The sequence below is a fragment of the Brevibacillus sp. SIMBA_040 genome (assembly GCF_046535075.1).
In the GTDB taxonomy this organism is placed as follows: Bacteria; Bacillota; Bacilli; order Brevibacillales; family Brevibacillaceae; genus Brevibacillus.
In genome coordinates this window covers 1-26248 of the sequence record NZ_JAWRXI010000030.1, presented here as the reverse complement: position 1 = coordinate 26248, position 26248 = coordinate 1, and the positions used below count along the sequence as shown (strand labels likewise).

Annotated in this window: 27 protein-coding genes, 1 pseudogene and 1 other annotated feature; of the genes and pseudogenes, 17 read left to right on the top strand and 11 right to left on the bottom strand. The window is 47.6% G+C overall.

Annotated elements, in window-relative coordinates; all coding sequences use genetic code 11:
• Positions 1 to 31 precede the first annotated feature (31 nt).
• On the top strand, positions 32 to 994 hold the full coding sequence (locus SB752_RS30475) for a tetratricopeptide repeat protein (protein WP_410719169.1): 963 nt from the start codon (positions 32 to 34) through the stop codon (positions 992 to 994).
• A gap of 168 nt (positions 995 to 1162) precedes the next feature.
• On the opposite strand, the gene SB752_RS30470 is transcribed toward SB752_RS30475, so the two are convergent.
• From SB752_RS30470 to SB752_RS30460, 3 genes are read right to left on the bottom strand one after another with little or no spacing between them, the layout of a single operon-like run.
• The gene (locus tag SB752_RS30470) at positions 1163 to 1969 is read right to left on the bottom strand and encodes an ABC transporter permease (RefSeq protein ID WP_410719168.1); all 807 of its coding nucleotides are present in this window, start codon (positions 1967 to 1969) and stop codon (positions 1163 to 1165) included.
• Positions 1950 to 2753, bottom strand: a complete 804-nt coding sequence (locus SB752_RS30465) for an ABC transporter ATP-binding protein (RefSeq protein WP_410719167.1) — start codon at positions 2751 to 2753, stop codon at positions 1950 to 1952. The genes SB752_RS30470 and SB752_RS30465 overlap by 20 nt, the downstream gene beginning before the upstream one ends.
• A 3-nt stretch (positions 2754 to 2756) precedes the next feature.
• Positions 2757 to 3749 (bottom strand): ABC transporter substrate-binding protein, encoded by a 993-nt coding sequence (locus SB752_RS30460; RefSeq protein WP_410719166.1) that lies wholly within the window; start codon positions 3747 to 3749, stop codon positions 2757 to 2759.
• Positions 3750 to 3890: 141 nt separating this feature from the next.
• Between SB752_RS30460 and rnz the strand changes: the two are divergent.
• From rnz to SB752_RS30445, 3 genes and pseudogenes are all read left to right on the top strand, one after another.
• Positions 3891 to 4841 (top strand): annotated as a pseudogene (gene rnz, locus SB752_RS30455) (ribonuclease Z); the annotation flags it as partial.
• 370 nt (positions 4842 to 5211) lie between these two features.
• Positions 5212 to 5823, top strand: coding sequence for a YczE/YyaS/YitT family protein (locus SB752_RS30450; protein ID WP_103105498.1), 612 nt, complete (start codon positions 5212 to 5214; stop codon positions 5821 to 5823).
• Positions 5824 to 5947: 124 nt separating this feature from the next.
• Positions 5948 to 6040 (top strand): YjcZ family sporulation protein, encoded by a 93-nt coding sequence (locus SB752_RS30445; RefSeq protein WP_410719165.1) that lies wholly within the window; start codon positions 5948 to 5950, stop codon positions 6038 to 6040.
• 67 nt (positions 6041 to 6107) lie between these two features.
• Here SB752_RS30445 and SB752_RS30440 read toward each other — a convergent pair whose 3' ends face one another.
• Positions 6108 to 6350: a stage VI sporulation protein F gene (locus SB752_RS30440; protein ID WP_410719164.1), complete on the bottom strand. Its 243-nt coding sequence runs from the start codon at positions 6348 to 6350 to the stop codon at positions 6108 to 6110.
• A gap of 187 nt (positions 6351 to 6537) precedes the next feature.
• Here SB752_RS30440 and SB752_RS30435 point away from each other — a divergent pair, with 187 nt between their 5' ends.
• The gene (locus SB752_RS30435; protein WP_410719163.1) at positions 6538 to 7464 is read left to right on the top strand and encodes a S8 family peptidase; all 927 of its coding nucleotides are present in this window, start codon (positions 6538 to 6540) and stop codon (positions 7462 to 7464) included.
• A gap of 96 nt (positions 7465 to 7560) precedes the next feature.
• On the opposite strand, the gene SB752_RS30430 is transcribed toward SB752_RS30435, so the two are convergent.
• Positions 7561 to 7899, bottom strand: a complete 339-nt coding sequence (locus tag SB752_RS30430) for a hypothetical protein (RefSeq protein ID WP_410719162.1) — start codon at positions 7897 to 7899, stop codon at positions 7561 to 7563.
• 61 nt (positions 7900 to 7960) lie between these two features.
• Between SB752_RS30430 and SB752_RS30425 the strand changes: the two genes are divergently transcribed.
• Positions 7961 to 8407: a DUF188 domain-containing protein gene (locus SB752_RS30425; RefSeq protein ID WP_410719161.1), complete on the top strand. Its 447-nt coding sequence runs from the start codon at positions 7961 to 7963 to the stop codon at positions 8405 to 8407.
• Position 8408: 1 nt separating this feature from the next.
• Positions 8409 to 9077, top strand: a complete 669-nt coding sequence (locus SB752_RS30420) for a phosphatase PAP2 family protein (RefSeq protein ID WP_410719160.1) — start codon at positions 8409 to 8411, stop codon at positions 9075 to 9077.
• A 3-nt stretch (positions 9078 to 9080) separates the two neighbouring features.
• Here SB752_RS30420 and SB752_RS30415 read toward each other — a convergent pair whose 3' ends face one another.
• Positions 9081 to 9962: a LysR family transcriptional regulator gene (locus tag SB752_RS30415; RefSeq protein ID WP_103105449.1), complete on the bottom strand. Its 882-nt coding sequence runs from the start codon at positions 9960 to 9962 to the stop codon at positions 9081 to 9083.
• A 135-nt stretch (positions 9963 to 10097) separates the two neighbouring features.
• On the opposite strand from SB752_RS30415, the gene SB752_RS30410 reads away from it, so the two are divergent.
• Positions 10098 to 11315, top strand: coding sequence for an MDR family MFS transporter (locus tag SB752_RS30410; RefSeq protein WP_410719159.1), 1218 nt, complete (start codon positions 10098 to 10100; stop codon positions 11313 to 11315).
• A 311-nt stretch (positions 11316 to 11626) separates the two neighbouring features.
• Here the strand turns inward: SB752_RS30410 and SB752_RS30405 are convergent, their stop codons facing one another.
• Both SB752_RS30405 and SB752_RS30400 read right to left on the bottom strand, forming a co-directional pair.
• The gene (locus SB752_RS30405) at positions 11627 to 13018 is read right to left on the bottom strand and encodes an amino acid permease (protein WP_410719158.1); all 1392 of its coding nucleotides are present in this window, start codon (positions 13016 to 13018) and stop codon (positions 11627 to 11629) included.
• 213 nt (positions 13019 to 13231) lie between these two features.
• On the bottom strand, positions 13232 to 14629 hold the full coding sequence (locus SB752_RS30400) for a sigma-54 interaction domain-containing protein (RefSeq protein ID WP_410719192.1): 1398 nt from the start codon (positions 14627 to 14629) through the stop codon (positions 13232 to 13234).
• 222 nt (positions 14630 to 14851) lie between these two features.
• On the opposite strand from SB752_RS30400, the gene SB752_RS30395 reads away from it, so the two are divergent.
• A complete protein-coding gene (locus tag SB752_RS30395; RefSeq protein WP_410719157.1) occupies positions 14852 to 16042 on the top strand; it encodes an ornithine--oxo-acid transaminase in 1191 nt (396 codons plus the stop codon).
• Positions 16043 to 16322: 280 nt separating this feature from the next.
• Complete coding sequence (sda, locus tag SB752_RS30390; RefSeq protein WP_103105445.1) at positions 16323 to 16460, top strand: sporulation histidine kinase inhibitor Sda; 138 nt, start codon at positions 16323 to 16325, stop codon at positions 16458 to 16460.
• Positions 16461 to 16553: 93 nt separating this feature from the next.
• Here the strand turns inward: sda and SB752_RS30385 are convergent, their stop codons facing one another.
• Complete coding sequence (locus SB752_RS30385; protein ID WP_410719156.1) at positions 16554 to 17060, bottom strand: molybdopterin-binding protein; 507 nt, start codon at positions 17058 to 17060, stop codon at positions 16554 to 16556.
• A 141-nt stretch (positions 17061 to 17201) separates the two neighbouring features.
• Between SB752_RS30385 and SB752_RS30380 the strand changes: the two genes are divergently transcribed.
• The 4 genes from SB752_RS30380 to SB752_RS30365 all read left to right on the top strand — a co-directional run bounded on the left by SB752_RS30380 (position 17202) and on the right by SB752_RS30365 (position 21503).
• A complete protein-coding gene (locus SB752_RS30380; RefSeq protein WP_410719155.1) occupies positions 17202 to 18374 on the top strand; it encodes a MalY/PatB family protein in 1173 nt (390 codons plus the stop codon).
• Between the two features lie 79 nt (positions 18375 to 18453).
• Entirely contained in the window at positions 18454 to 19386 is a 933-nt protein-coding gene (glsA, locus tag SB752_RS30375; RefSeq protein ID WP_410719154.1) for a glutaminase A, read from the top strand.
• 93 nt (positions 19387 to 19479) lie between these two features.
• Positions 19480 to 19761 (top strand): Fpa/YlaN family protein, encoded by a 282-nt coding sequence (locus SB752_RS30370; RefSeq protein WP_049740307.1) that lies wholly within the window; start codon positions 19480 to 19482, stop codon positions 19759 to 19761.
• Positions 19762 to 19866: 105 nt separating this feature from the next.
• Positions 19867 to 20104, top strand: a binding site (T-box leader).
• Between the two features lie 64 nt (positions 20105 to 20168).
• Complete coding sequence (locus SB752_RS30365; RefSeq protein ID WP_410719153.1) at positions 20169 to 21503, top strand: sodium-dependent transporter; 1335 nt, start codon at positions 20169 to 20171, stop codon at positions 21501 to 21503.
• A gap of 80 nt (positions 21504 to 21583) precedes the next feature.
• On the opposite strand, the gene cax is transcribed toward SB752_RS30365, so the two are convergent.
• Complete coding sequence (cax, locus tag SB752_RS30360; RefSeq protein WP_410719152.1) at positions 21584 to 22627, bottom strand: calcium/proton exchanger; 1044 nt, start codon at positions 22625 to 22627, stop codon at positions 21584 to 21586.
• A gap of 167 nt (positions 22628 to 22794) precedes the next feature.
• On the opposite strand from cax, the gene SB752_RS30355 reads away from it, so the two are divergent.
• Complete coding sequence (locus SB752_RS30355; protein WP_103105439.1) at positions 22795 to 23052, top strand: hypothetical protein; 258 nt, start codon at positions 22795 to 22797, stop codon at positions 23050 to 23052.
• Positions 23053 to 23119: 67 nt separating this feature from the next.
• Here the strand turns inward: SB752_RS30355 and sleB are convergent, their stop codons facing one another.
• The gene (sleB, locus tag SB752_RS30350) at positions 23120 to 23896 is read right to left on the bottom strand and encodes a spore cortex-lytic enzyme (RefSeq protein WP_410719151.1); all 777 of its coding nucleotides are present in this window, start codon (positions 23894 to 23896) and stop codon (positions 23120 to 23122) included.
• Between the two features lie 146 nt (positions 23897 to 24042).
• On the opposite strand from sleB, the gene SB752_RS30345 reads away from it, so the two are divergent.
• Complete coding sequence (locus tag SB752_RS30345) at positions 24043 to 25671, top strand: thiamine pyrophosphate-binding protein (protein ID WP_410719150.1); 1629 nt, start codon at positions 24043 to 24045, stop codon at positions 25669 to 25671.
• A gap of 78 nt (positions 25672 to 25749) precedes the next feature.
• Complete coding sequence (locus tag SB752_RS30340) at positions 25750 to 26088, top strand: Asp23/Gls24 family envelope stress response protein (protein ID WP_410719149.1); 339 nt, start codon at positions 25750 to 25752, stop codon at positions 26086 to 26088.
• The last annotated feature ends 160 nt before the right edge of the window (positions 26089 to 26248 follow it).

Here is a 26248-nt window from a genome sequence, read left to right as displayed (position 1 = left end):
ATTGCGAAGGAAATGAAAGTGAGGCTGTTTCATGTCTGATTTTGTGACGTTTACCAATGAATTTGGTCATTCCATCGAAATGTCCCGAGAGGATTATCAGAAGAAGGTGATCCCACACAACCTGGATATGTATTGGGATGAGAAGGAAAAGCTTCGCGATTTCGCGATGGAGTTGGTGAAGGATCAATTTCATGAGCAAGCTGCCGTTGCGGCGGACAGGCTTCTCGAATTATATGGTCCGATTGAGTCTGCCCTGATTTTCCGTGCAGTCGTACATATGCAAGCAAAAGAATTCGACCGTGCCAAATCGATCTTGACGGATTGCCTGGAACGATTCCCGTCGTCTGGTACTGCCTGCACAAATCTCGCCAAGATTTATGCGTACGAAGGGGACGAGGCAAAAGCGTTTGAGACGCTGAATACGGGATTACATAAAGACCCGAACCAAGAAAATGGACTAAACATGTATGTAGAAAGCTTTCTGCACAATGGGAAAAAGGAAGAACTGCGTGCACAGCTGGAGGCGCTTTCAGGCAAAGAAGGGGCATGGCGCCCACAACTGCACCTGGCACGCCTCGCGTTGACGGAGGAAAATCTGCTCAAAGCCATGCATTGGTATATGCTTGCGATTGAAGGGTCAAAAGACCGCTTCGAGGTTGTCATGACGGTAACCGGTGAATTGGGACAAGCAGGCTATGTATACCAGCTCATCCAGATTTGTGAAAAGTTCTGGACCCCTGAATTCCCTCTTCCGTATGCCGGTTTTAACTATGCCAATGCGCTGCTCGCAACCGATCAAAAGGAAAAAGCAATCGCGATTTTGCGAAACATGCAGGAGCATTTGCCAGACAACTACAAGCCCATGATCGATCACTTCCTCGCACGTGTACCAGGTGCACAGGAAGCAGAGGCTGCTGCACAGCAAAAAGTCGCAGATAGTCAATCCGCTGACCCAGCAAGCAAAAAGAGCTGGTGGAAGTTCTGGAAGCAATGATAGGAAGCAAAAGTACGCCCGGCCAATTGCGTCGGGCGTTTTTACTTTGGCGAGAATGTAGCGCCCTGAGTCGTCTGCTGCGAAATCACGGTCGCATCGGAGCCTCGGACATAAGCAAACGGTACTAGCCACCCCGGGTAGCGTTCCAGTACCGTTTGGTCAAACCATCTATTTAAACTGGCTGGTGAGCCGCCTTTCTAAGAAAGCGACGCCTTGGTACATCAGGGTCGCGACGACTGCGATGATAGCGAGGCTCATCATGACCATGGTAAAATTAAAGACCTGGAATCCGTAAATAATCAGGTAGCCAAGACCTTGCTGGGATACGAGGAACTCTCCTACGATGACGCCTACCCAGGAAAGGCCGACATTTACTTTCAATGTGGCAAGAATGGTGGGGATGGTAGCGGGCAGAATCACCAAGGAAAAGATTTGCCGCTTGTTGCCACCGAGTGTTTGCACGACTTTGATGTAGTTTTGATTGACTTCTTTAAAGCTGGTGTAGATGTTGATCGTGGTGATGATGACCGAGATGGCACAGCCCATGGCGATGACGGAAAACAAACCGGGTCCAAAGCTGACGATAAACACCGGACCAAGCGCCACCTTGGGCATGCTGTTGGCGATGACTAAATAGGGCTCAAGTACACGGGAAAGAAAAGGGGACCACCAGATGATGGCTGCGAGCACGGTCCCAAGAATCGTTCCGAGTAAAAAACCTATGATTGTCTCCCAAACGGTCATTCCAATATGGGGGAGAAGACTACCATCTAGTAACTGCGTCCAGAATTGAGCCCAAACTTTTGAGGGGTAACTGAAAATTAGCGTGTTGATCGTATTCGTACGGGCTAAAAGCTCCCAAAGTCCGAGAAACAAGAGGAACAAAATGACCTGGGTCGTAAACACCCATGTACGTGTTTTGCGTACATCTTTCAAATAGCGTCGATGGACGGATTCAAGTTCCTTTGGCTGCATCAGATACTACCTCCATCTCTTTCCACACGCGATGGAACAGGTCTTGAAAACCTTCTTGATTCCGTGCGTCAAATGGAAGGGTATCTCGAATCGTGGGGGGAACAATGATTTCGCGATTGATCCGACCAGGATTGCGAGAAAGGATGTAGATACGATCACCCATCGCTATCGATTCAGAGAGGTCATGAGTGACCAGAATGGCGGTTTTCTTATGACGGCGTAAAGCTGAGAATATCAAGTCCTCCAGCTTTAGCTTGGTTTGATAATCCAAAGCGGAGAATGGTTCATCCAAGAGGAGTACATCAGGCTGGCAGGCAAGGGTTCGAACGAGGGCAACTCGCTGCCTCATACCGCCTGAGAGCTGCATCGGAGAGGATTTGCGAACATCCGCCAGCTCCATTTCATCAAGCAGGTGTAGAGCGTACTCTTCTGTTTCCTTGCTCCTGATGCCTTGTATATCTAAACCGAGGAAGACATTGTCCTCGATCGTACGCCAGTTGAACAAATAGTCTTGCTGCAGCATGTAACCGACTTGACGAGATGTACCAGAGACGACATGACCATCAATCATGACTTTGCCAGCTGTTGGCTTCTCAAGGCCGGCTATCAGGGAGAGCAACGTCGTCTTTCCGCAACCACTGGGACCGACCAAACAGATGAACTCGCCTTCCTCCACACGCAGGTTAATGTCTTTGACCGCCATGAATGCCCTGGTCGTGGATAAGTAGAGATGGGTCACGTGGCCGAGCTCGATCTTGGCCGGCGCAGAAGGAATCTGGTTCATAGTCTATTTCCCTTCCTTGGCTGTTTTGGCAAAGGTGGTATTGACCAGTTTGGCATAATCCGCGCGCTGTTTGAGCTCTCCGGCGGCGTCCATGATCTCCTGCAGCTGGTTCCATTCTGCTTCGTCCAAAATCGGATCTGTTGCGTAGGAGCCTTGTTCCAAATAGCGTTTTACGGAGCTCTCCAAAATTTCGGGCTTGATCTGATCAAAGTATTTGCTGATGACTTCAGCCGTTTCCTTTGGACTGTGGCTCGCAACCCACTGTTGCCCTTTGTAGACCGCATTGGTAAACTTTTGTATAGCGGCGGAATTGCTGTCCAAATAGCTTTGCTTCGTCATGAATACGGTGTATGGCACCGTACCGCTTTCTTTTCCGAAAGAAGCGACGACGTGACCGATTCCTTCTTGTTCAAAACGTGATGCCTCTGGCTCGAACAATTGGACGTATTCACCTGTTCCGGAGGCAAACGAGGCAGCAATATTTTTGAACTCGATATTTTGAATCAGGGTAAGGTCGCTTTGCGGATTGATATTGTGCTGTTTCAGTACGTATTCTCCAACCATCTGCGGCATGCCGCCTTTTCGCTGACCAAGGAATACGCTGCCTTTCACTTGATCGAACGAAAAATTGTCTACTTTATTTCGCGCAACGAGAAAAGTACCGTCTGTCTGAGTCAACTGGGCGAAGTTGATCACGGGGTCTGCTGCCCCTTGCTGAGATACATATATACTGGTTTCAGAGCCGACCAGTGCTACCTCAATCCCCCCGGATAATAGCGCAGACATTACCTTGTCGCCACCGGGAATGGTAGATAGCTCGACATCCAGACCCTCTTCTTTAAAGAATCCCTTTTCAAGTGCGACATACTGCGGCGCATAAAAAAGAGAGCGGGTAACTTCGCCAATTCTTATTTTTTCAGGTGTGCTGGAGCATCCGGCCAAGAAAGTCATAACAGCAAGGCCGGTGGCTAGCCCCAGCGAGAAAAGTCGTTTCATATCCAATGTCCCTCCTCCATGACTGATGTTTGTTGTAGGCTATGCGCCCAGACAAAAAAGGGTGAATGCCCAGTGACGCGAACAGGCACCAGATTGCCAACTGCGGAGGAAGTAATGAGTAATGAAGGAGATGTATCCGTTGTGATCGTTACATTTTTAGGAACAGGATCAGGAGCACCTACCACCAGACGCAACGTTAGCGGGATGGGGCTTCGATTTTTACAGGCAGGAAAGTGGTGGCTTTTTGATTGTGGAGAAGGCACACAGCATCAGTTGCTGCGTGCTCCGATGAAGATCAGTCAGCTGGAGAAAATTTTTATTACTCATCTTCACGGGGATCATCTCTATGGCTTGATTGGTTTACTGGCAAGCAGGTCGCTACGAAATGGGGAAGCGTCGACTTTGGAGCTGTACGGACCACCTGGATTGGATCGTTATTTTAAAGCGGTCATGGAAACGAGCCCCGTGCATCTGCAATATCCCTTGCAGCTGCGGGTCGTCAGTGAAGGTGTCGTCTATGAGGATGAGGATGTCATTGTGACGTGCCGTTTGGCTAATCACCGAGTGGCTTCCTATGCTTATTCTGTCGTGGAAAAAGAAAAGCCAGGTGCCTTCCAAGTGGATTTGGCAAAGGCAGCGGGTGTACCGTTTGGTCCTCTGTACGGTGCCCTCAAGAGAGGCGAGCAGATTACGCTTGAGGATGGCCGTGTCCTCGATGGCAAGGATTTTGTAGGAGAGCCGCAGCCAGGGCGCAAGATCGTATTCAGTGGAGATACGATGCCGTGTCAGTCTGTTTTGGAGCTGGCGGAAGGTGCTGACTTGTTGGTGCATGAAGCGACTTATGCCGATAAGGATAAGGAACTAGCGGTGCGAAGCGGTCATTCGACTGCCAAGGAAGCAGCAGAAATCGGGAAAAAAGCGGGAATTAAAATGCTCTGTCTGACTCACTTTAGTCCTCGTTATGAAGATGAGGAAGGGGATTTCACGATGGAGAACCTGCTCGCAGAGGCCCAAGAGATTTTTCCATGTACCTTGCTTGCGGAGGATTTAGGCAGCGTTCCTGTAAAACGAGTGCGAAAATCGTGGGAGAAGCAACTGAACCCTGTTATAATGAATGATCATCAACAAGGAAAGAGGGGGAACATGAAACGAGTTACCTTTTTGACACCAGAAGAGCTGGTGGCTCATTGTGAAAATGAAGAAGTTAGCTTGGTAATTGAATACCGGGACGATGATAATAAGCAACGCCAGGTCACTTTGGCGGGTGAGCGCTTGAAAGAAGCAGCTGAATATTTACGTCGCCCTAAGCTTGAGGCTTATTACCGTAAGGACGGCATATTTTTTGAAGTAGTAGTGGGCTGGAAGTAATCGGATTTATACAAAGAGAGCTTTTACTGGAGAGGAAAGGTGAAAGGCAGTGTCCGGTATACGGATTCGCAGGTCAATCGTGGTTCGCTACTTCATGTTTATTTTGGGGCTGTTCATTGGTGCCTTTGGCTGTGTTCTCGCCATCAAAGCAAATCTGGGTGTAGCGCCGTGGGATACATTCCATATTGGTCTGCAAAAAACGTTTGGACTTACGATCGGGATTTGGTCGCAAATCGTGGGAGTTATTGTTATTTTATCTTCTTATGTCGTTGCGAAAATCAAACCGACGTTTGGCATGTTTTTAAATATGATTTGTTTTGGCAGCTTTCTCGATTTGATTCTTTGGTGGAATCTGGTCCCTGAGCCAGAATCAATCTGGACGCGCCTGGTGATGTTTTTGATCGGGGTTGTGGTGATGACGATCGGAATCGGTATGTATTTGTCGCCACGCCTCGGAGCAGGCCCACGAGACAGCTTTATGCTTGCGATGAATGAGCGCTTGGGATGGAGCATCCAAAAAGTGCGCTTGATCATTGAGATCACCGTCTTGCTAGCTGGCGCGGCTCTTGGCGGGCCAGTGTCGATAGGCACGGTCCTCATTGCTGTTCTGACGGGTCCGCTGATCCAACGAACCATTCCTTTTTGGCAAATGGTTATGAAAAAACAATACGACTTGATTGAACCGGTAGAACGGCAGGCTGGATAAGGCTTTCCTCGGTCAGCAATACAACGAATATCACGATTTGGGTGCTTGTATGGGCAATGGTCCAATCATGATTGGTTATGCGCACATACAGTATGACTAGTTGCTGACAAAGGAGGGAAAGCGAATGAGTAGCCTGTTTAACGGTGGCTTTGACGATTTTGCTTTGATACTGGTATTGTTCGTATTGCTGACAATTGTTGCATGTGCTTGCGACTAAACTTGTATCGTTCTTAGTTTGGCAATAGCAAAAGGGAGAGCATTCTGCTCTCCCTTTTGTATTTTTTTCACCCTAATTTCTCATGTACTTGTTTTTTAACACTGGAAATTTGCTTGTCGGATAATTTGATTCCAACAGCCTTGCTCACTTTTTTAATCAGGCTTTTCAATTTTTTATCATCCTTCAGGTCTTTTTTCGAGTAGCCTTTGGCCAGTGACTTGATATCCTTCATATTCCATTTCTTTTTGCTTTTTTTATTAATTTTCTTCAACAGATCACTTGTCTTGCCTTTGCTTTTTTTCTTTGCCATAGTAGATCGCTCCCATCCTGTAAAATACGCCTGCCCTATGCAGTTATATGGGAGCGTGTCGTTATTTGCTTGGACATATGGCTACGGTAATTCGCCTATTTTGGAAGACGTGTGTATTTGCCCAAACCCACCAAGGCAGTGCGAACATAGGATGAGGCAGAGCATTGCATGACAGGAGGCTAGAGAATTGAAAATAATCAGCTTTCAAAAAAATATGCCGTTTCAAGAGATTGTCGCCGAAATAAAAGCAAATGTCATGGGGAAAGCAGAGAAGCTTCCTTGGCGCTGCTTCCATGATTTATCCTGTATGTGTGTCAATCAAAATGTGTACGAACGCCATCACAAGCACTTCAGCAAATATGAGGCAACGGTCGAGGAAAATGTAACCATCAGTGTCCATGCCGAAGGAGAAGATGAAGTGCCATGGGGTGTGAAATATGTCGGTGCACAAAAGCTATGGCGCAAAGGCCGTGGGGCAGGTGTGAAGGTGGCAGTCATTGATACAGGTATCTCCCGGGAGCATTTTGATTTGAAGGATCAGATAAGAGGCGGAGTCGATCTTGTACGCGGCAGGCAAAACGGGCATGGCACACATGTGGCAGGGATCATCGTCGCTGAATTAAATCAGAGGGGCATCGTTGGTGTTTCCCCGGAAGCTGAGATCTACGATGTGCGAGCGTTTGGAGAAGCTGGAAAATCGTCCTTGTCCACGATTTTGCGCGCGATTGATTGGTCAGTGGAAAACCAAATGGACATTATCAACATGAGCTTCGGGATGCCACAATACAGCGAGTCATTGGCAAGGGCGGTCGACAGGGCGAGCGGGCGTGGAATCATGATGGTTGCGTCTGCTGGCAACAATGGAGGAGAAGTAGAGTATCCGGCCCGATACAATAATGTTGTGGGTGTAAGTGCTATCGATCAAAAGGGAAAGCTGGCGTCGTTCAGTGCACGCGGGGCGGGGGCAAATACCAAGGCTCCTGGAGTTGAAATTTTGTCTACGTGGCCAGGGAATCAGTTTAAACAACTAAATGGCACATCGATGGCGGCTCCGCATGTGACTGGGCTGATGGCGCTTGAATTATCGCGAAAACGAAAAACAACTGCGTCGTAACGATCGTCTGCTAATCCGTCCATACACGAAAGCCCCAGGATTGCTCTTGCTCCGGGGGCTTTTTTGCATACACATTCGTATAGGGTGGTCACTTTGTCATTGATGCATTTTGGCTTCGTGGTCTTGCTGGACACGGAACCATATATTAAGATCATTAATGACACTGGCCAATTCGTGAATTTCACTGTTCAATTCGCACGAACGAGCAAAATTCTCCTCTTCAGACATTTGCTTGGTTTTATCGATAATCACGGTTTCCACTCGAATGATTCGGTCAGGGATGGTGGCACGGATTTCTTCCCATTCCAGCAAAATGTCATCTTTCTCTGAGGAAGTATATTCTTCCCACTCCAGGCCAAGCGCAGGAAGGCGAATGCCCAGTCGTTCATCAAGTATAAACTGATAGCGCAAAGGTAATCTCACTCCTCTCCACATCCATCATACCAAAAATGGGGCTTGACGGGGAGAGAAAAAAGCGCGTGGAAGGTGGAAAACAATGCAGGAAAAACGCGTGCTCATTGATGCAGATGCGTGTCCGCGACAAGCACTTATCATTGCACAAACGCTATGCAGAGGGCTTGGCTGGAAATGTGTGACGTTTGCCAGCTACAACCATCAAATTGGCTCTGATAACCACGTCACGGTGGACGCTGGTCCGCAAGCGGTCGATATGAAGCTGGCGAATGAAACCCGCGCTGGGGATATAGTGGTCACGCAGGATATCGGTCTTGCTGCTTTGATTCTTGGAAAAAAAGGATTATCGCTCACGCCGCATGGAATGATTTTCGACCCGGAACGAATCACCTTTCATTTAGAGGAACGAAACGAAAAAGCTCGTTACCGGCGTGGGGGTGGGCGCACGAGAGGACCTGCCGCTAGGACGAGAGAGGATGATGAACGATTTGCTCATTCGCTCCAATCATTGATGAGTAGAGGAGAGTAATATGAGAGCGAGAAAAAGCGAGACTGGCTTGTACGCTTGGGCTTTTTTGTTTGCGATTTTTTCAGCGGTCATGCTCATTTTGTACACAAGAAATGCCGTATCGAAAATGGATGAAGTGGCCTTTGCGATGGTGGCGGAAATTCGTTCGGATGGCTTAACTGCGGTTTTTCATTTTCTAACGCATTTTGGTGGTGGCACCGTATTGGCTCCATTGGGTGTAGTGCTTGTCATTGCTTTTTTCATAAAAGGACATCGGGATAAAGCGATGCTGGTCATACTTACACTCGGGATATGCGAGTTAGTGAATGAAGTGATGAAGCTGATGTTTGCTCGGACTCGCCCAGACGGATTTCATCTGATCGATTTGCCAACCTCGTTCTCCTTCCCCAGCGGTCATGCAATGGTCGGTTCAGCCTTTTATCTGATGCTCGCCTATTTGGTAAGTCGCTGGGGGCAGGAAAAGCGCTGGTCTCACTATGTGCAGCCTGTTGCCCTGATTTTTATCGTGATGGTAGCTGGCAGCCGTGTGTATTTAGGCGTCCATTATTTAAGCGATATATTGACGGGCTTTGCGCTCTCGATGTTTTGGTACTTTGTCGTGCGTATCGGACATGCAAGGTGGGAGGGTAGACGCCATACGCTCACCAATCCATTGCAGCAATCTCAGTAGAACCTAAGTCGAATATCCCCATTCTTTCATCAGACCCAGCCATTTTTCTACGCTGGGTTTGTTCTTTTTGTCTTTGGGCAGAACGATATACGCAGACCGTTTCGGTGGCTTATTTCCGGTAATGATTAATTCCTTTAAGGTTCCAGCAGCTAAATCAGCTTTGACAGCTGAGCGGGTCAAAAGGCTTACGCCAACGCCTTCCTTGATCAAATCAATCGCAAGCTCGGCTTTGTCAACTGTCAGTTTAGGCACATAGTTGCGCGGCAGCGTCTGTCTGATCCATTCGTTGAACGGGGGACCCCAATTCATATAGAGAAGAGGCATATTGCGCAGCTCGCGGGAATCTACATGAGTCGCGGAGGTGATCGAATTGTCCGGAGCACAGACTAATACAACCTCGTCCTCCCAGGTAGGGATTACATCAAATGTGGGGAGAGATGGTGGTACATAGACAATCCCGATTTGTATGACGTTGTCCAGCAAGTATTGGATAACATCTGAGGAATGTCCGGTTTTTGTGCTAATTGCAATCTGTGGGTAACGGTAGTGGTATTCCTTTAAGATCGGCTCTAGGGTGGAGGTCCAGATGGCATTCAGGCTGCCGATAGACAAATAATCTTCATAAGGCTGTAGGGATGCTACCTCATTGAGTGCTTCGTGGGAAAGCTTGAGGATTCTCTCAGCGTAGGGCAACAGCGTCAACCCGGCTTGAGTGATCTCCACACTTCGCTTGTCCCGAATGAAGAGAGGCTTACCTACTTTTTCTTCCAGTTGTTTTATGCGCATAGTCACAGTAGACTGAACCAAATGGAGCATTTCCGCCGCTTTGGTAAAATTCTTCGTCTGGGCCAACGTGTAAAAAGCGCGCAATTGTTCGAAGTCCATAAGGTGAGAATCCCTCTTATCTAAATATTTGATTACAATATACAAAATTGTTCGTTTCTCAAATTATACCCTGTTATTTAAGCTGGGGATATCCCTATTTCATGTAGGGTATCGGGAGAGCGAGGGGTATTTACGATGAAACGGGAAATATGGAGAGAAACGCCGTTTTCAGTAAAATTGCTGTTAACGACATCCTTTTTAATGAATTTAGGATTTTATGCGTTAATCCCATATCTCACTCTATATTTAACTGGCAGTATCGGCTGGACACTTGCCATGGCTGGATTTGTGTTGAGTGTGAGACAATTTTCCCAGCAGGGCTTTGCTTTTTTGGGCGGAGTGATGGCAGATGTTTTTGGATACAAAGGCGCAATGGTTCTCGGTATGGGGATTCGTGCCGTCGGATTTGCCATGTTTGCTTTCTGTACAGAAACATGGCAATTTTTTGTCGCTGCTATCTTGTCAGGGTTGGGCGGAGCGCTTTTTGATCCAGCGGGATCGGCGGCTTTTGCGGTTTTGACTCCAGATTCCATTCGCAAAGAGGTATTTGCGTTTCGGAATGTATTAATGAATATAGCAGTCGTCGGCTCCCAAATTGTAGGGACTGCCTTGTCTGCCGTTGATTTTACGTACTTATCGTTATTTGCAGGCGGAATGTTTGCCGTTAATGCCATCCTCTCTTTTGTGCTACTGCCGCCGATCGCAGCAACAAATACGCGGCATAGTGTGTGGGAGAGCATGTCTATCGTACTGAAAGATCGGCGCTTTGTGCGCTTTACGATAATATTGATGGGCTATTACTACCTGAATATGCAGGTTTTCTTAACGATTCCGATGCTGGTAGAGGATGTGACCCATAACAAAGCGTACGTCGGGATTGTACTGTCTGCCCTATCACTGTTTGTCATCCTGTTCCAAATGAAAGTGACACAGTGGCTTGAGGGCTACCAGCAAAGACTGACGTTAATCGGTATAGGTACACTGGTGATGAGCATGGGACTGTTCCTCTTTACCTTTGCTGACTCGCTCTGGATGCTTTTGGTTGACGTATTCCTCTACGCACTGGGTACGATGATTGCAGTGCCGAATTTAGTTGATGTTGTTCCGCGCTTTGCTCCCAAAGAGCTCGTAGGAGCGTACTACGGGTTTAACGGCTATTCGATTGCGATCGGAGGTTCACTCGGGCAGGTTGCTGGCGGCTGGGTATACGACATTGGCTTTAGGCTCCAGACTCCATGGCTTCCATGGACAATCTGTCTCGTTGTCGGGTTAGTGGTGGCGTGGATGATGTATCAGATGCAGCGCGATACTGGGCAGATCGGAAATGACTATCCAAAGATTGCGCGTTCATAAAAATGACACCGAAAAAAATCGGGCGGAATTGAAACATTTTCCATCGGAAGTACGTATATAACGGTAGAGATGACTGGCGTATGAAAGAGAGGGAATCAGATATGGAAGATATGAAGAAGTTAAAAAGGATGTTACTGGTAACAAGTTCCCTTGGATTCGCTGTATTTGCAATGGTAGTGATTACAGAGATTGTACGGATTTCCGTGTAACACGAGCGACGAGCATTGCATAGAATACAAAAAGCTTGCAGCTTCTACAAAGAGCTGCAAGCTTTTCTTTTGGTTCCAAAGAATCATGTTCGAAAGCGCGAATTAGCTCGTAGGCTCCAGCTTTTTCTTATAGTGAAGCTGGTAAACGATGATCGCGATAATCATAAACGGAATACCGCAGTAGAGGGCAATACGCTGCTCCGGATCGAAAGCAAGGCTGACCAAAACTGTCAGGTTCAACACCAAAGAAACAATAGGGACGATCGGATAGAGCGGAGTACGGAACTTGAGATCCTCAAGCTTCCCACCATTTTTCAAGTAGTGGCGACGGAAGGCGAGCTGGGATGCTGAAATCGAAATCCAGCCTACCTGTGCACCTAGGCCCGCGATCGACAGCAGAACCATGAACACCGTGTTTTCAGCAAAAAAACCGGACAACAGGGACAAAAGCGCAATGACAAACGTAATCGAAAGCGCATTCATTGGAATGCCTTTTTTGGTTACTGCAGCGAGTTTTTTGGAAGCCATTCCTTCATTTGAAAGGGCATAAAGCATCCGGGTAGCTGCGTACAGTCCGGAGTTTGCTACGGACAACAGAGCAGTGAGAACGACAAAGTTCATAATATCAGCGGCATACGGAATACCGATACTGTCGAATACGACAACAAAAGGACTTTCAATCACACCAGCCTGCTCGTGTGGAATCATACCAGCCAAAATGAAAATCGCAAGAATAAAGAATACGAGTGTACGCCAAACCGTATTTCGGATCGATTGTGGAATCGTCTTCTCAGGCTCCTTGCTTTCCCCAGCAGCGATACCGATGAGCTCCGTTCCTTGAAAGGAGAAGTTCACTGTAATCATGGTCATCAACAGACCTGTAATCCCGTGGGGCAGCAAAGGTGAATTCGTGAAATTCGAGAACATCGGTGCCGGCTGTCCGTTTTTTAAATCAATCAGACCAAACATCGCGGCTCCGCCTAAAATGATAAACAAGATGATAGCGCTTACTTTAATGCTGGAAAACCAAAATTCTGATTCACCAAAAGCTCGCGCTGATAACGCATTCAACAGGAAAAGAACACCACCAAAAAGAGCACACCACATCCAGACGGGAGAGTCAGGGAACCAGCGCTGCATCAACAGTCCAGAGGACAACAGCTCAAGAGCGACCGTTACCGCCCAGCCTAACCAATACAGCCAGCCTACACCAAAACCGAGGGAAGGACTGACGAAGCGAGTCATGTAGGTCTGAAACGAACCGGACACGGGCATCGCCACGGTCAATTCGCCCAGGCAAAGCATCGTCAAATACATGATAAAGCCACCAACTAGAAAGGAAAGAATGGTCCCAATAGGTCCAGCCTGACTGATTGTATAGCCAGAACCGAGGAACAATCCGGTTCCTATAACCCCTCCGAGAGAAATCATGAAGAGATGTCTACTACTCATGCTGCGTTTTAGTTCATTTTGTTGTTCATAGCTCGTGTTCATTTAACCCTCTCCTAACGCAAAAAATATAGCATGAATGAATACGTTTTCAAGCGTGATATATGCATAGCAAGAATGATACCAAAAGAAAGACGCAGATGAAATCAAGCGTGGGGTGGAAGTTTATGGATAAAGTGCAAAAAAAATTTTCGTTTTTGTGCAAAATAATTAAAAAAACGCCAAATTATTTGGCGTTTAGTGAAGAAACCTTGAATTTTAACTCTTCATACCTAATTTCCGCAAACGGTATTGAAGACTTTGCCGACTAATTTGTAGTTCTTTGGCAGCGCGTGAAATATTTCCATTATAGCGGTCCACGACATGGTGAATGTAGGCAGTTTCAAATTCCTGCATCGTTTCTTTTAACGAGCGGCCGTCCTCGGTGAACGAAAGGATTGGTGGCTGCTGCTGTGGAGTGACGACTGAATTGGCAGGAGCGCGGCGCAAAAAATGGAGCGGCAAGTGATCGTAGCGTATCGTAGTTTCATCGATCATTAAATTCATTGCGCCTTCGATCAAATGCTGCAGCTCGCGCACATTCCCAGGCCAATCATGCTCTCGGAAAAAGTGCAGAACATCATCACTTACACCAGTCACTTCCATTTGAAACAGCTCATTATACTTTTCAATAAAGTGCGAAGTCAGCGCAGAAATATCTTCTTTTCTCTCCCGTAGAGGAGGCAAAAACAATGTGACAACTCCCAGGCGATAATATAGGTCTTTTCGCAAATGCTGATTGGCAATTGCTTCTACGGGGTCTTCGTTGATCGCGGCAACGATGCGAACATCGATGGAACGGTCTTTTGTGTCGCCAATCCGGCGAATGGACTTCTCCTGCAAGGCACGTAACAATTTTGCTTGCAGTGGCATACTAAGCGAGTTGATTTCATCGAGAAAAAGCGTCCCGCCCTCAGCCTGCTCGAACAAGCCTGGTCTCTCAACCGCGCCAGTAAACGCACCACGAGCGGTCCCGAACAAGAGACCCTCAATCAGACTGTCAGGAAGTGCTGCACAGTTTTGGGAAATGAGCGGCCCGGATGCCCGCAAGCTAGCGTTGTGTATGCTTTGCACAAACAGTTCCTTGCCCGCGCCCGTTTCACCTACAACCAATACGGAGGATGAGGTTCGCGCAGCCCGTTTGGCATTTTCAATTACATCGAGAATGGGGGTACTTTTCCCGATGATTTGATCGAACGTGTACCTGGAGCCATTTTTTTGCAACAGGTTTTCACGAATGAGACGTTCCATTTTGGTTACGTCATTGGCTATTTCCATAGCGCCGACGATTTGTCCGTTTTCCACGATGGGATACGTATTGTTGATGGTCGTAATTTCTTTTTGCTTGTCATTAAAATACGTTTGTCTTGTATTGCGAATACTATTTCCAGTTCGTAAGCAGGTGAGCAGCGTGCTTTCTTGACCGTTTGGGAACTGAAATACTTCAGATAAAGGCTTGTGCAGAACATCCTGTCTCGCCATGGATTCTAATTCCGTCATTTTCTGATTGTAAACAATCGTAGTGCCCAGAGCGTCAATGACATGCACGCCTTCATTCATTCTGTCCAATATATGTTCGTAGATGCTCAAAAACGTGTCGAGTGTAGAATAGGGCATCGAAGACGACACAGTAATTCACCAGCCTTTCTTCATAAAAATATCATAACACGAAACAAAGGTGGTGCAAAATGTTTATGCATAGCTCTAATAAGAAAATGTTGCATGCAAAAATATTTTGCGTTCAATTCGCTGAATCAGCGTGATTCCTAGTGGTCTTTTTGTTGGCATCGATCTTGCAAAGTTAAATAAAAGCAAGTGACATTGAAGGAGGACATTCACATGGGAAAAACACAAGTTGTAATTGATCAAACAGAAAAATTCGGTGCGCGCAACTATAATCCGCTCCCAATTGTTATCTCCAAAGCTGAAGGCGTATGGGTTGAAGATCCAGAGGGCAATAAATACCTCGATATGCTCAGTGCTTACTCCGCACTGAACCAAGGTCACCGTCACCCACGCATCATCCAAGCGTTGAAAGATCAAGCAGACAAAGTTACCTTGACTTCTCGTGCTTTCTATAACGATCAATTGGGAGAATTCTACGAAAAACTGTCTGCCCTGACTGGAAAAGAAATGATCCTGCCAATGAATACAGGTGCTGAAGCCGTTGAGACAGCACTGAAAGCCGTTCGCCGATGGGCATATGATGTGAAAAAAGTACCTGAAAACCAAGCAGAAATCATCGTTTGTGAAGGTAACTTCCATGGCCGTACCGTTACTGTAACATCTTTCTCTTCTGATGAAGGCTATAGACGTGGCTTTGGTCCTTTCACACCTGGCTTCAAAATCATTCCTTATGGTGATATCGAAGCGTTGAAACAAGCGATCACTCCAAATACAGCAGCATTCATGCTGGAACCAATTCAAGGGGAAGCAGGTATCCTCATTCCTCAAGAAGGTTTCTTGAAACAAGCACAAGAGTTGTGTAAAGCAAATAACGTTCTCTTGGTATGCGATGAAATCCAAACTGGATTTGGCCGGACAGGTAAAATGTTCGCAAGCGATTGGGAAGATGTTAAACCAGATATGTACATTATGGGTAAAGCTCTTGGCGGTGGTGTGTTCCCAATCTCTGCAATCGCAGCTGACAAAGAAATCCTCAGTGTATTCGAGCCAGGCTCCCACGGTTCTACTTTCGGTGGAAACCCACTCGGTTGTGCTGTAGCAATCGCTGCTATGGATGTATTGGCTGATGAAGGATTGGTTCAACGCTCCCTGGAAATGGGTGAGTACTTCATCGGTAAACTCAGAGAAATCAATAACCCAGCGATCAAAGAAATCCGCGGTCGCGGTCTGTTCATCGGTGTGGAGCTGACAACAGCAGCTCGTCCTTATTGCGAGCAGCTGAAAGAGCTGGGACTGCTTTGCAAAGAAACACATGAAACAACGATCCGTTTCGCACCACCACTCGTGATCAGCAAAGAAGATCTCGATTGGGCAATTGAACGCATCAAAAAAGTGTTGAGCTAATCAATGAAGATGAAAAAAGCCGTTCCTATTATGGGAATGGCTTTTTTTATGACTAAAATATGACTAAAAGTTTTCGAAAATCGTTCGACAAAAACTGACATCATGTGGATAAGGCTGGAAGAAAAATCCACATCGTCCCCTCTCGCTTTTGATCAGTTACACACAAATTGCCCACAAGTTACTAACAAGATGTCCACATGTGTTGTGGATATCAGAACGATTGTTCGTTTTCTATGCATCTGTTACAATGGGCTCATAAACAAGATGGAGGTGAGCAAAGGTGAAATACTTGAGCGACCAAATGTTGATAGAAGTATATCATCGAGCTATCGACCTTCAACTAGATTCTGCTTTTATTGACTTGCTCAAAGCAGAATTAAAGCATCGAGAGATTCGAATTGGTCAGGTTAGTGCTTAACTCCAAAAAATATTCGATTTGAAATTTAACATGAAAGCCATCCCTATTCGTAGCGGATGGCTTTTTCTTTTTCTTTCTTAAAAAAGAAAGCAGCTATGGAGCTGTTATGAATTCAAGTGCAGTGATTCCAGTCAACGGTTCTTCCTTTGCGAGCAGTGTCTCAGGGAGATAGAAGTATACGGGTCCGTTTTCTTTAATCGGCCTGCCGTCCTTGGAAAATTGCAAGATGGCACGTCTCGCTTCTTCTAGCGGAAGGACGACGGACTCTTGATTCTCGCGGTGAAGACGAACATGTGTCGCTTCTGGCAGTGGCTGCGCATTTGTAATAAAAGGGTCCAAATGGATGCCGTACTCGCCCTCCAGCACTTTACGCTCTTCTGCCAGCGTGCGCCGCTCCTGTGGCAAGGTTGCGCCCTCACGAAGCTCCTTGTCCCATTGTGTACCGGTTCCTTGCAGGTATTTGGCTTGCTTGGACAAATCTGTATCAGTTTCACCCGTATAGGAGGAAAGATCAAATTTTCTCTCATCAAAAACCCAGACAGTCGGATCTAAGGTAATAGGGAAAGAGACGGCCCCTTTAAACACGATTACATCAGACATGAGGCAAACCTCCAATATGTAGTAGCGTACCTGATTTATTGTACCGCAGGGGTAGAAAGGAGGCAAACAGCGATTACACTTGTCCATGGAATGAAAAAAAGTATATTCTGAATAGTAGAAACGATAAAGAGGTGAAAGTGAGTGAGATACAGCTTTGATGAGCGAATCGATCGAACAGGAACCAATAGTGTAAAGTGGGAGACAAACCACCCGGATTACAATGCAGAGGGGATGCTGCCATTGTGGGTGGCAGACATGGATTTTGCCTGCCCGCCAGAAGTGACGGAAGCGCTGATTAAAAGAGCTTCCCACCCGATCTATGGCTATCCGATGAAGCAGGCAGCCTTTTATCAGAGCTTGCAGGAATGGATCCAGAAGCGTTTTGGCGTCACGGTAGAACAGAGCTGGATGACGGGGATAACGGGAGTGGTGCCAGGCTTGCATGTCGCGATCGAGGCCTTTACGCAAGTGGGTGAAAAGGTATTGATTCAGTCACCGGTCTATCACCCCTTCTTTCATGCAGTCACAAACCGTGGGCGTCAGGTAGTTGCCAGCTCTCTCGTTCAGAACGAGGGGCGCTACGAAATGGATTGGGACGATCTGGTGAAAAAATTAAGTGATCCTGCTGTAAAGCTGATGCTCTTGTGCAGTCCGCATAATCCGGTTGGACGTGTGTGGACCAAAGAAGAGCTGGAAAGGCTAGGGGCGCTGTGTACGCAGCAGGGAGTGATTGTTGTGACCGATGAGATTCATGCAGACCTGATACTCAAAGAAGGCAGCCACACGCCGTATTACTCCCTGTCACCTGAGCTTTCCAGAAACAGCGTTACTTTTTTGTCAGCGAGCAAGACCTTCAATCTAGCTGGATTGTTCACCTCCTATTTGTTGACAGAGAACAGCCAGCTGCTGCGAGATTTTTCACGAACTGCTTCCAAAATGGGCTACGAAAATTTGAATTTGTTCGGAATGGAAGCTACGATTGCGGCGTATCGACATGGTGAGGTGTGGCTGGAGGAGCTGCTTGTCTATCTGAGGGAGAATGCAAATTACCTGAATCGATTCTTGGCAGACAGACTTCCGGAGGTTTCGATGGCGGTTCCGGAGGCTACCTATCTCGGGTGGATGGATTTTCGCTCATTGGGCCTGTCCCAGGCAGAGTTAAACAAGCTGCTTCGTCAGGAAGCCAAGCTCGGTTTGCATGACGGAGTTACGTTTGGCCCAGAGGGTGAGGGCTTCCAACGCATTAATTTTGGCTGCCCCAGATTGATTCTGATCGAAGCCATGGAGCGGCTCGCGAGCGTAATTCGTAAGTAGGGTGCCAGCATTTGACAGTGACCCTTTTGATATCTACAATTTACATATGACAACTGTGAGTGGCAAGAGGGGAGAGTATATGGACAAAGCTTTGGCAACAAAGCAATTGGAAGATGTTTTGAATCAGGCTTCGGCTTATACGAATAAAGGCAGTGTCGCATCGTATATTCCAGAGTTAGCAAAAGAGGACCCGAAGCAATTGGGTATTAGTGTCTGTTTTTCGGATGGAACGCTATTATCAGTCGGGGATGTAGATGTTCGCTTTACGCTGCAAAGCATCTCCAAAATTTTTTCGCTCATCATTGCGCTCTGCCAAAATGGCCAAAAGCATGTATTCGAGCGGGTGGGAAAAGAGCCAACGGGAGATCCCTTCAACTCTATTATCAAACTAGAGACGATCAAGCCGCACAAGCCGTTAAATCCGATGATCAATGCAGGAGCTATCGCGGTTGCAGGTATGATCCAAGGAAATAATATAGACGAGCGGTTGAATAGTGTCTTGGACATGCTTCGCAAAATGACGGGAAATCCGAGCATTTGTGTGAATGAAGCAGTCTACTGTTCGGAGAAAAGGACAGCTGACCGCAATCGAGCACTCGCCTGGTTCCTGAAGGATAGCGGCATTTTGACCACGGATGTAGAGGAGACCTTGGATCTATACTTTCGTTACTGTTCGATAGAGGTAACGGCCAAGGATGTTGCCAGGATGGGGATGGTCCTTGCCGCAGACGGAATGGATATGCAAACAGGGGAGCGGCACTTCCCAGAGGAGGTTGCGCGTATTTGCAAGACATTCATGGTAACTTGTGGCATGTACAACGCTTCGGGAGAGTTTGCCATTGATGTTGGAATACCAGCAAAAAGCGGCGTCGCTGGCGGGATTATGGCGACGGTGCCTCAGAAAATGGGCATTGGGGTTTTCGGACCTACTTTAGATGAAAAAGGAAACTCGGTTGCTGGAGTCGAGCTGCTCAGGCTACTCTCAAAAGAGTGGAAACTTGGTATCTTTTAGCTTCTTGCAGTTGTTCGTTCTTCGCCCCTTTTCAAATGGCCCAGAATAACGTACTATGTATGTTAAGGATGGAGGCAAACGGAGGGATAGGTTTTGACAGAAATTAAGGTTCCCGATCTGGAACAAAAAGCGCTAGCGTTGCTTCAAGCAGACGCAGACAAGATTTATAAACTGATCGACGTACAGATGGAGAACCTGACTATGCCGCAGTGCCCACTGTATGAAGAGGTACTAGATACTCAGATGTTCGGGCTTTCCCGTGAGGTAGAGTATGCGGTACGCCTAGGACTTATTGGTGAAGAGATCGGCCGGGAAATTATGGGGTCCCTGGAACGCAAATTGGCTCATCTCCATGAATTGTATAATCAGAAGTAAAAGCGAGGAGAGCAAGCGATATTCCTCGCTTTTCATTTTGTCTAAAAAAAGAACTTGCTTATTTTATGTGTGTATATTAAATTTGTAACTATGTTTTTTATCGTGGAAAATGCGATGATGGAGACCAGTACACGGATCGTCCGCTTGACAGGGAGAGGCTGCCAGAGACTGTAAGCAGCTTTGAAGTGTGAGCCGTGGAATTCCCTCCAGAGCAATTCTCTGAAAGTATATAACCAGTAGGAGAAAATCGGGTCATTCCGTTATCGATGATCAAGTGAGGTATGGAAATAAGTGTAATTCCATGCTTAATCAGGGTGGTACCGCGAAAAAACTCGTCCCTTTTGTGGACGGGTTTTTTTTGTTTTCTACAAACAACATGATGGACACACAGAGGAGTGAAAATGGTTATGAAACAAACCGAGCAATGGACGAGCAGGCTAGGCTTTATTCTAGCGGCAGCAGGTTCAGCAATCGGTCTGGGAGCAATCTGGAAGTTTCCTTATATCGTAGGAACGAGCGGAGGAGGGGCATTTTTTCTTTTATTTTTGCTGTTTACTGTGGTAATTGGACTTCCGCTGCTACTCGGTGAGTTCACGATTGGACGGAGTACCCAAAAAGAGGCCATTTCCGCTTATCGAACGATTGCCCCAGGTACTTTGTGGCATTGGGTAGGGCGTCTGGGTGTGATCACCTGCTTTCTACTGCTTTCGTTCTATAGCGTGGTAGGGGGCTGGATTTTGTCCTATTTGCTGCGAGGTCTAACTGGTCAAATTACAGGTCCTCATTATGACACGCTATTCGGAGAGGTTATTGCTGACCCGATTGGCGCTGTGGCTGCACAATTGGTGTTCATGCTAATCACAGCCTGGGTAGTAGCTCGTGGGGTGCAAAGCGGAATTGAATCAGCCAACAAGTACATGATGCCTGCACTGTTTATTTTATTTGTGGTGCTGATGGTTCGTTCTCTTACGCTAGAAGGAGCAATGGAAGGGGTGTCCTTCTTTTTGCGTCCTGATTTTTCGAAGCTGGATGCCCAATCGATCTTGTATGCCATGGGACAGTCCTTCTTTTCCTTGAGTGTTGGGGTATCTGTGATGGTAACATACAGCTCTTATTTGGCAAAAAATGAGAGTCTTGTGCGCTCGGCTGGCTCCATTGTCAGCTTGAATGTATTTGTTTCCTTGTTTGCAGGACTTGCAATTTTTCCGGCTGTTTTTTCACTCGGAGTTGAGCCGACTGCAGGGCCAGGACTACTTTTTATCGTTCTGCCATCTGTGTTTGAAAAGCTTGCATTCGGTAGCTTCTTCCTGCTGATTTTCCTGGCATTGTTCCTGTTTGCAACCTTGACCTCAGCCTTTTCCATGCTCGAGATCATTGTGGCGTCTTTGGCAAAAGGAGATGAGGCCAAGCGAAAGCGTCTATCCTGGTTGATCGGCTTGCTCATTTTTGCTGCCGGAGTCCCTTCTGCGCTTTCCTTTGGTATTTGGAGCGAGTTTACTCTGTTCGGCAAGTCAATCTTTGATGCGGTTGATTTTTTGGTAAGCAATTTGTTGATGCCGCTCGGAGCTTTACTGATTGCGATCTTCGTTCCGTTTAAAATGAAACGTGAGGTCTTGATCGCGGAATTACAGGCGGATTCCCGATTGGGCAAAAAGCTGTTTGTTGTTTGGCTGCTCTTGCTCAAATACGTAGCACCGCTGGCAATTATTTTCGTCTTTTTGAATACATTGGGGATTCTGTAGTGAAATATACACGAACAAGGACTGCTGGGCTTGATCTAAGCCACCTGCAGTCCTTTTTTCGTACGTACCTGACCAATTTCCTAGGCAAAGAAAAAAGCGGTCCCTAGGATGATGTAGACGGTGAGGAGAAGGACACCCTCAAACCAGTTTGTTGCTCCGTCTCGGGTAATGGAAATCGTGATAAAGGTTGCGACCCCAATTGCAGCGAGTTCAAACGGAGAAAAAACGATGTCCATGGGCTTGCCAATCAGCAGGCTGACTAACACGAGGGTAGGAGCCACAAAGAGAGCAATTTGCAAGCTGGAGCCAATCGCAATTTCAACGGCTGCGCCAATCCGGCCCTTCAAAGCCAAAAGCATCGCTGCGCTATGTTCAGCTGCGTTTCCGATGATGGCAATTACAAAAGCACCGACGAACAGCTCTGACCACCCCAGTGACTGTGAAACGTGCTGGACCCCATGTACGAGCCATTCGGAAACAATTGCAACGAACACGGTAGAGACGGCTAGCATGATGATGGAAACGCCTTTGGACCAAACAGCTTCACTGCTATGCGGCTCGATGTCTGATAAAAAATCACTGTGAGTGACCATCGAAAATACGAGCCACAGAACATAGGCGATGATGAGTAGAACGGCAATGACGATGCTCAAGGTCTCAATCTTGACTGGTGGCAGCTCCTGCATGAAGACAGCAGGGATGAACAAGGCAACAATCGCCAGTGTCATCAGCGATGCATTGTGTCCCGCCAGTCTGCTGTTAAATGTCTGCTCCTTGTATTTAAGACCACCCAAAAATACGCTAAGCCCAAGCACGAGCAGCATATTCCCGATAATCGCCCCTGTGATAGAGGCTTTAACCATGTCAAAAAGCCCTTCTTTCACGAGAAAAAAAGCGATGATCAGCTCAGCTGCGTTGCCAAAGGTCGCATTGAGAAAGCCACCGATGCGATCTCCCGCGTAGTGAGCCACGCTCTCTGTTGATTTGCCTAACCACGCGGCCAAAAAGATGATGGCGAGCGAGGAGGTTGCAAATTGAAACATCTCATTTTCGGTGAAATAATGGGCGAATGCAGCCAAAAGGAGAGAGGCACCCACCAGTGAAAAAAAGAGCCGCAAGTTCATTCCGATCACCTCGTCTGTGTGAATGGTTGATTGGATAAGTGCAGAGTAGATAGTTTACCCTATGCGCAAAAAATCACCATATCCTTCTGGATTTTTGTCCACGTAGGTATAGCGTTCCTCTCGTGGAAGAAACTAAACAGTGAATGAAAAATTGGGAGGTGGCTCGTATGACAAAGCCTTTACTGTGCCCGACGTGCAAGTCAAATCGGATGAGATTTACCGTCATCGAACAGACACCACGCTATATGCGGCTCGATCCGCAATCGGGCGAAGTGGTAGCGGAGCTAAGCTCGGAACAGCTGGACATGTTTCATCAGCCGTACAAAGGTGAATCCTATATGGTTCAATGTGGGGTATGCGGGACGACAGAGCCAGAAGAGCGCTTTGTAAAAATGGCTCAGCACGTGCAGAATCAACGATCTTAACATGGGAAAGACACAAAAAGAAAACAGGCACGTGGTCAATGACGACCGTGCCTGTTTTTGTTTGATCCTAGCGGCAGAAAATATGTCTGCCGATCTTTTTGATTTGTGGACGGCTCCAAATCCAGCCAGAGGTAGCGGTATCCGGGTTGAAGTAGTATATGGCGCCTCCGGTAGGGTCCCAGCCTTTCAGGGCATCGTTCACGGCCTTTTTGGACTGCTCGTTTGGCGTCAGCCAGATTTGACCATCTGCTACTGCTGTAAAGGCACGCGGTTCAAAAATGACACCGGCAGGCGTGTTTGGAAACGCCGCATTCTTGGTTCGGTTCAAGATAACAGCGGCAACGGCCACCTGACCAATGTACGGTTCGCCACGCGATTCACCGTAGACAGCATTGGCCATCAAGCGTAAATCATTCGCAGAGATTCCCGCGGCACGATACGTTTCTTTTTTGGGAGCACTTGGTGCGCTTGGTGCACTCGGTGCTGCCTGCGAGGTTTCCGGCACACCCAGTTCAGCGGCAGTAGGCTTGTATTGCGTTGTTGCATTGTATAGCTTTACTTTTGTTTTCGGACCAAGCACTCCGTCAACCTTCAACCCAAACTCGTATTGAAAGTTGCGCAACGCCCAGTAAGAGCGCCAACCAAAAATGCCATCCACACCTCCGGTATAGAAGCCCAAAAATTTCAGTCGTCCTTGCATTTCACGGACGTCCTTCCCTTCCGCTCCTACCTTGACGATTTGTTGACTAAAGGCACCAGAGGGCATGGGCAAAACCACTACAGCAGTCGTGACTAAAATTGCAACTACCACAACAGCCATTAGCCATTTGAAAGGCTGCTTCATGGCAAATCCTCCTTCTTTAGGGTGCAACAACACCCAGATGATAATTGTTAGGTTACCCAAATTCCGTCAACCAGCCTTAGTAAAAAGTTGGGGATTGCGTAGACTAGCGGATGACAAACTCACTTAAATAACAGGGAGGCAGACGGATGAAGGTAGCCCAGTTTATCACCGAGCAGTTGGTTCAGTGGGGAGTAACGCGGGTATACGGTGTAGCGGGTGATGCCATATTTGCATGGCTGGATGCTTTGGGGCGCCAGGACAAGCTGGAGTACATAGCGTGCAAGCATGAGGCTGCTGCCGCGATGATGGCAAGCGCGGAGGCAAAATTGACGGGCAGACCAGCCGTTTGTACGGCTACGATGGGGCCAGGTGCCATTAACTTGTTGAACGGGCTGGCAGATGCTTACTCCGATCGCGTACCGGTCATTGCCATAACTGGACACGTAGAGACGCAAAAGCTGGGGGGAGGCTACAAGCAATACATCCCGCTAGAAGATGTGATAAGACCCATTGCGCGTTACTCGACTACCGTCGTCCATCCGCAGGCGATAGGGGAAGTCATGCACAAAGCCTTTGTTTGTGCCATGCACCAAAAAGGGGTAGCACATGTGGCCATATGCAAGGATGTCTTTGAACGGATGACAGATGCTCCTCTTGTTCCAGAGCTGCCACGTGTAACTGCGGCTGTACGCCCAGACCGATTAGAAATGGAATATGCACAAGAGCAGCTTATGAATGCGAAAAGACCTCTCGTCCTGCTTGGGATCGGGGCAAGGGACACAGCACAAGGCTGCCGCCAACTGGCTGAACAACTGGGTGCTGGTATTTTGCTGACGCTCGGGGCAAAAGGGGTTCTGGAGGATTCTCATCCACTCGTTTTGGGTGGCTTGGGAGAAGGGGGCAGTGAGACAGCTCTACTTGCTTTGGCAGAGGCTGATGTTCTGCTGATTTTAGGGGCGAGCTGGTTCCCGCGAGCTTTTTTGCCAAAGGAGCTGGCGATTGTTCATGTAGATACAAATCCTGAATCGATTCACGCCCACCCCAAGCTGCAATCGGTGACGGCAGATTTGGATGATGTGCTGCCTTTATGGCTGAGGCGTTTAGAATCTCGTCGAATAGACCAAGCTTGGGAAGAACAGGTAGAGCGATGGCATGCCCGTTTTTGGGAGGAGACACTTAGGATTACACAGCAAAAGCCGGATGAATTGGTAAAACCAGAAACATTGTTCCATACACTCGGAAAAGTGGTGGAGGAGGATGCGATCATCGTCCTTGATACTGGGGAGCATACAATCTGGTTTAACCGGGCATTTCGGGGGACACAGCAGGTTCCTTTATTCTCTGGTAAATGGCGCACGATGGGATTTGGCCTGCCCGCTGCCATTGCCGCCAAGCTGACGCATCCAGAAAAACAGGTGGTTTGCGTGACTGGCGATGGTGGATTCCAGATGAATCTTGCCGAGCTGATGACAGCGGTGGAACAGCAAACGGCCTTTGTACTCATCGTGGTGAATAACGGGACTCTAGGTCTAGAACAAATGAAAATGGTACAGGCAGGCTATCAGCCATTTGGTGTAAGCCTGCACAACCCCGATTTTGTGTTGTGGGCAGAGGCTTGCGGTGCCCAAGGGCAGGTCGTGGAGGGTGTGTCGTCCCTAGAACAGCAATTGAAGCAGGCGCTTTCCAGCGAGCGGTTGACGCTGCTTGATGTTCGCTGCAGCGCACCGACATTGACCGAGAGAAAAAAACAAATTCCCTTCCAAGCCCAAGCTTGATTTGTTTATAATGAATAAAAAGGTAAATGGACCCAGATAGGGAAAGCGAACTATTCGGGCGAAGAGGAGGACGTCCAGATGGCTGACAGGCTCGGTGATATCAGAGTGGCAGATCAAGTGATTGCAGTCATTGCTGGAGTGGCGGTTGAAGAAGTGCTTGAGGTATCTGTTCGATCCGGTGGGCTGTATCAGGATTTGGCTAAAAAAATCAATGGAGGGGCAAAAGGGATCACGGTGTTTGTCACAGACGACAGAGTCACCATCGATATGCGAGTATCTGTGCAATACGGAGCGCCGATTCACCAAGTGTGCCACACGCTGCAGGAGAAGGTTAAGGAATCTGTAGAAGCATTGACAGGCCTTTTCGTGGAAGCGGTGAACGTCCGCGTCGAGACCATAGAAATCAAAAATCCATAAGCTAGATCGAGTCAATGGAAATGGATTCGCCTTCGCTTTCTAACGATATAATAAAACGACCTGCGTGGCTGGCAGGTCGTTTTTCATGTGCGCCCAGCATGGGCGTTATCTCTAGGGTTAAAGTCCCGAATGGTGAAGGCAGTAGTAGCCATTAGCCTAA

Bases quoted from the DNA above. Each gene is read 5' to 3' on its own strand.
- SB752_RS30470 (WP_410719168.1), bottom strand. From the start codon at position 1,969: ATGCAGCCAAAGGAACTTGAATCCGTCCATCGACGCTATTTGAAAGAT.
- SB752_RS30475 (WP_410719169.1), top strand. From the start codon at position 32: ATGTCTGATTTTGTGACGTTTACCAATGAATTTGGTCATTCCATCGAA.
- SB752_RS30405 (WP_410719158.1), bottom strand. From the start codon at position 13,018: ATGAACACGAGCTATGAACAACAAAATGAACTAAAACGCAGCATGAGT.
- SB752_RS30430 (WP_410719162.1), bottom strand. From the start codon at position 7,899: ATGTGGAGAGGAGTGAGATTACCTTTGCGCTATCAGTTTATACTTGAT.
- SB752_RS30395 (WP_410719157.1), top strand. From the start codon at position 14,852: ATGGGAAAAACACAAGTTGTAATTGATCAAACAGAAAAATTCGGTGCG.
- SB752_RS30440 (WP_410719164.1), bottom strand. From the start codon at position 6,350: ATGGCAAAGAAAAAAAGCAAAGGCAAGACAAGTGATCTGTTGAAGAAA.
- SB752_RS30445 (WP_410719165.1), top strand. From the start codon at position 5,948: ATGAGTAGCCTGTTTAACGGTGGCTTTGACGATTTTGCTTTGATACTG.
- sleB (WP_410719151.1), bottom strand. From the start codon at position 23,896: ATGAAGCAGCCTTTCAAATGGCTAATGGCTGTTGTGGTAGTTGCAATT.
- SB752_RS30340 (WP_410719149.1), top strand. From the start codon at position 25,750: ATGGCTGACAGGCTCGGTGATATCAGAGTGGCAGATCAAGTGATTGCA.
- SB752_RS30425 (WP_410719161.1), top strand. From the start codon at position 7,961: ATGCAGGAAAAACGCGTGCTCATTGATGCAGATGCGTGTCCGCGACAA.
- SB752_RS30415 (WP_103105449.1), bottom strand. From the start codon at position 9,962: ATGGACTTCGAACAATTGCGCGCTTTTTACACGTTGGCCCAGACGAAG.
- SB752_RS30355 (WP_103105439.1), top strand. From the start codon at position 22,795: ATGACAAAGCCTTTACTGTGCCCGACGTGCAAGTCAAATCGGATGAGA.
- SB752_RS30450 (WP_103105498.1), top strand. From the start codon at position 5,212: ATGTTTATTTTGGGGCTGTTCATTGGTGCCTTTGGCTGTGTTCTCGCC.
- SB752_RS30410 (WP_410719159.1), top strand. From the start codon at position 10,098: ATGAAACGGGAAATATGGAGAGAAACGCCGTTTTCAGTAAAATTGCTG.
- SB752_RS30365 (WP_410719153.1), top strand. From the start codon at position 20,169: ATGAAACAAACCGAGCAATGGACGAGCAGGCTAGGCTTTATTCTAGCG.
- glsA (WP_410719154.1), top strand. From the start codon at position 18,454: ATGGACAAAGCTTTGGCAACAAAGCAATTGGAAGATGTTTTGAATCAG.
- SB752_RS30400 (WP_410719192.1), bottom strand. From the start codon at position 14,629: ATGCCCTATTCTACACTCGACACGTTTTTGAGCATCTACGAACATATA.
- cax (WP_410719152.1), bottom strand. From the start codon at position 22,627: ATGAACTTGCGGCTCTTTTTTTCACTGGTGGGTGCCTCTCTCCTTTTG.
- SB752_RS30345 (WP_410719150.1), top strand. From the start codon at position 24,043: ATGAAGGTAGCCCAGTTTATCACCGAGCAGTTGGTTCAGTGGGGAGTA.
- SB752_RS30465 (WP_410719167.1), bottom strand. From the start codon at position 2,753: ATGAACCAGATTCCTTCTGCGCCGGCCAAGATCGAGCTCGGCCACGTG.
- SB752_RS30460 (WP_410719166.1), bottom strand. From the start codon at position 3,749: ATGAAACGACTTTTCTCGCTGGGGCTAGCCACCGGCCTTGCTGTTATG.
- SB752_RS30385 (WP_410719156.1), bottom strand. From the start codon at position 17,060: ATGTCTGATGTAATCGTGTTTAAAGGGGCCGTCTCTTTCCCTATTACC.
- SB752_RS30420 (WP_410719160.1), top strand. From the start codon at position 8,409: ATGAGAGCGAGAAAAAGCGAGACTGGCTTGTACGCTTGGGCTTTTTTG.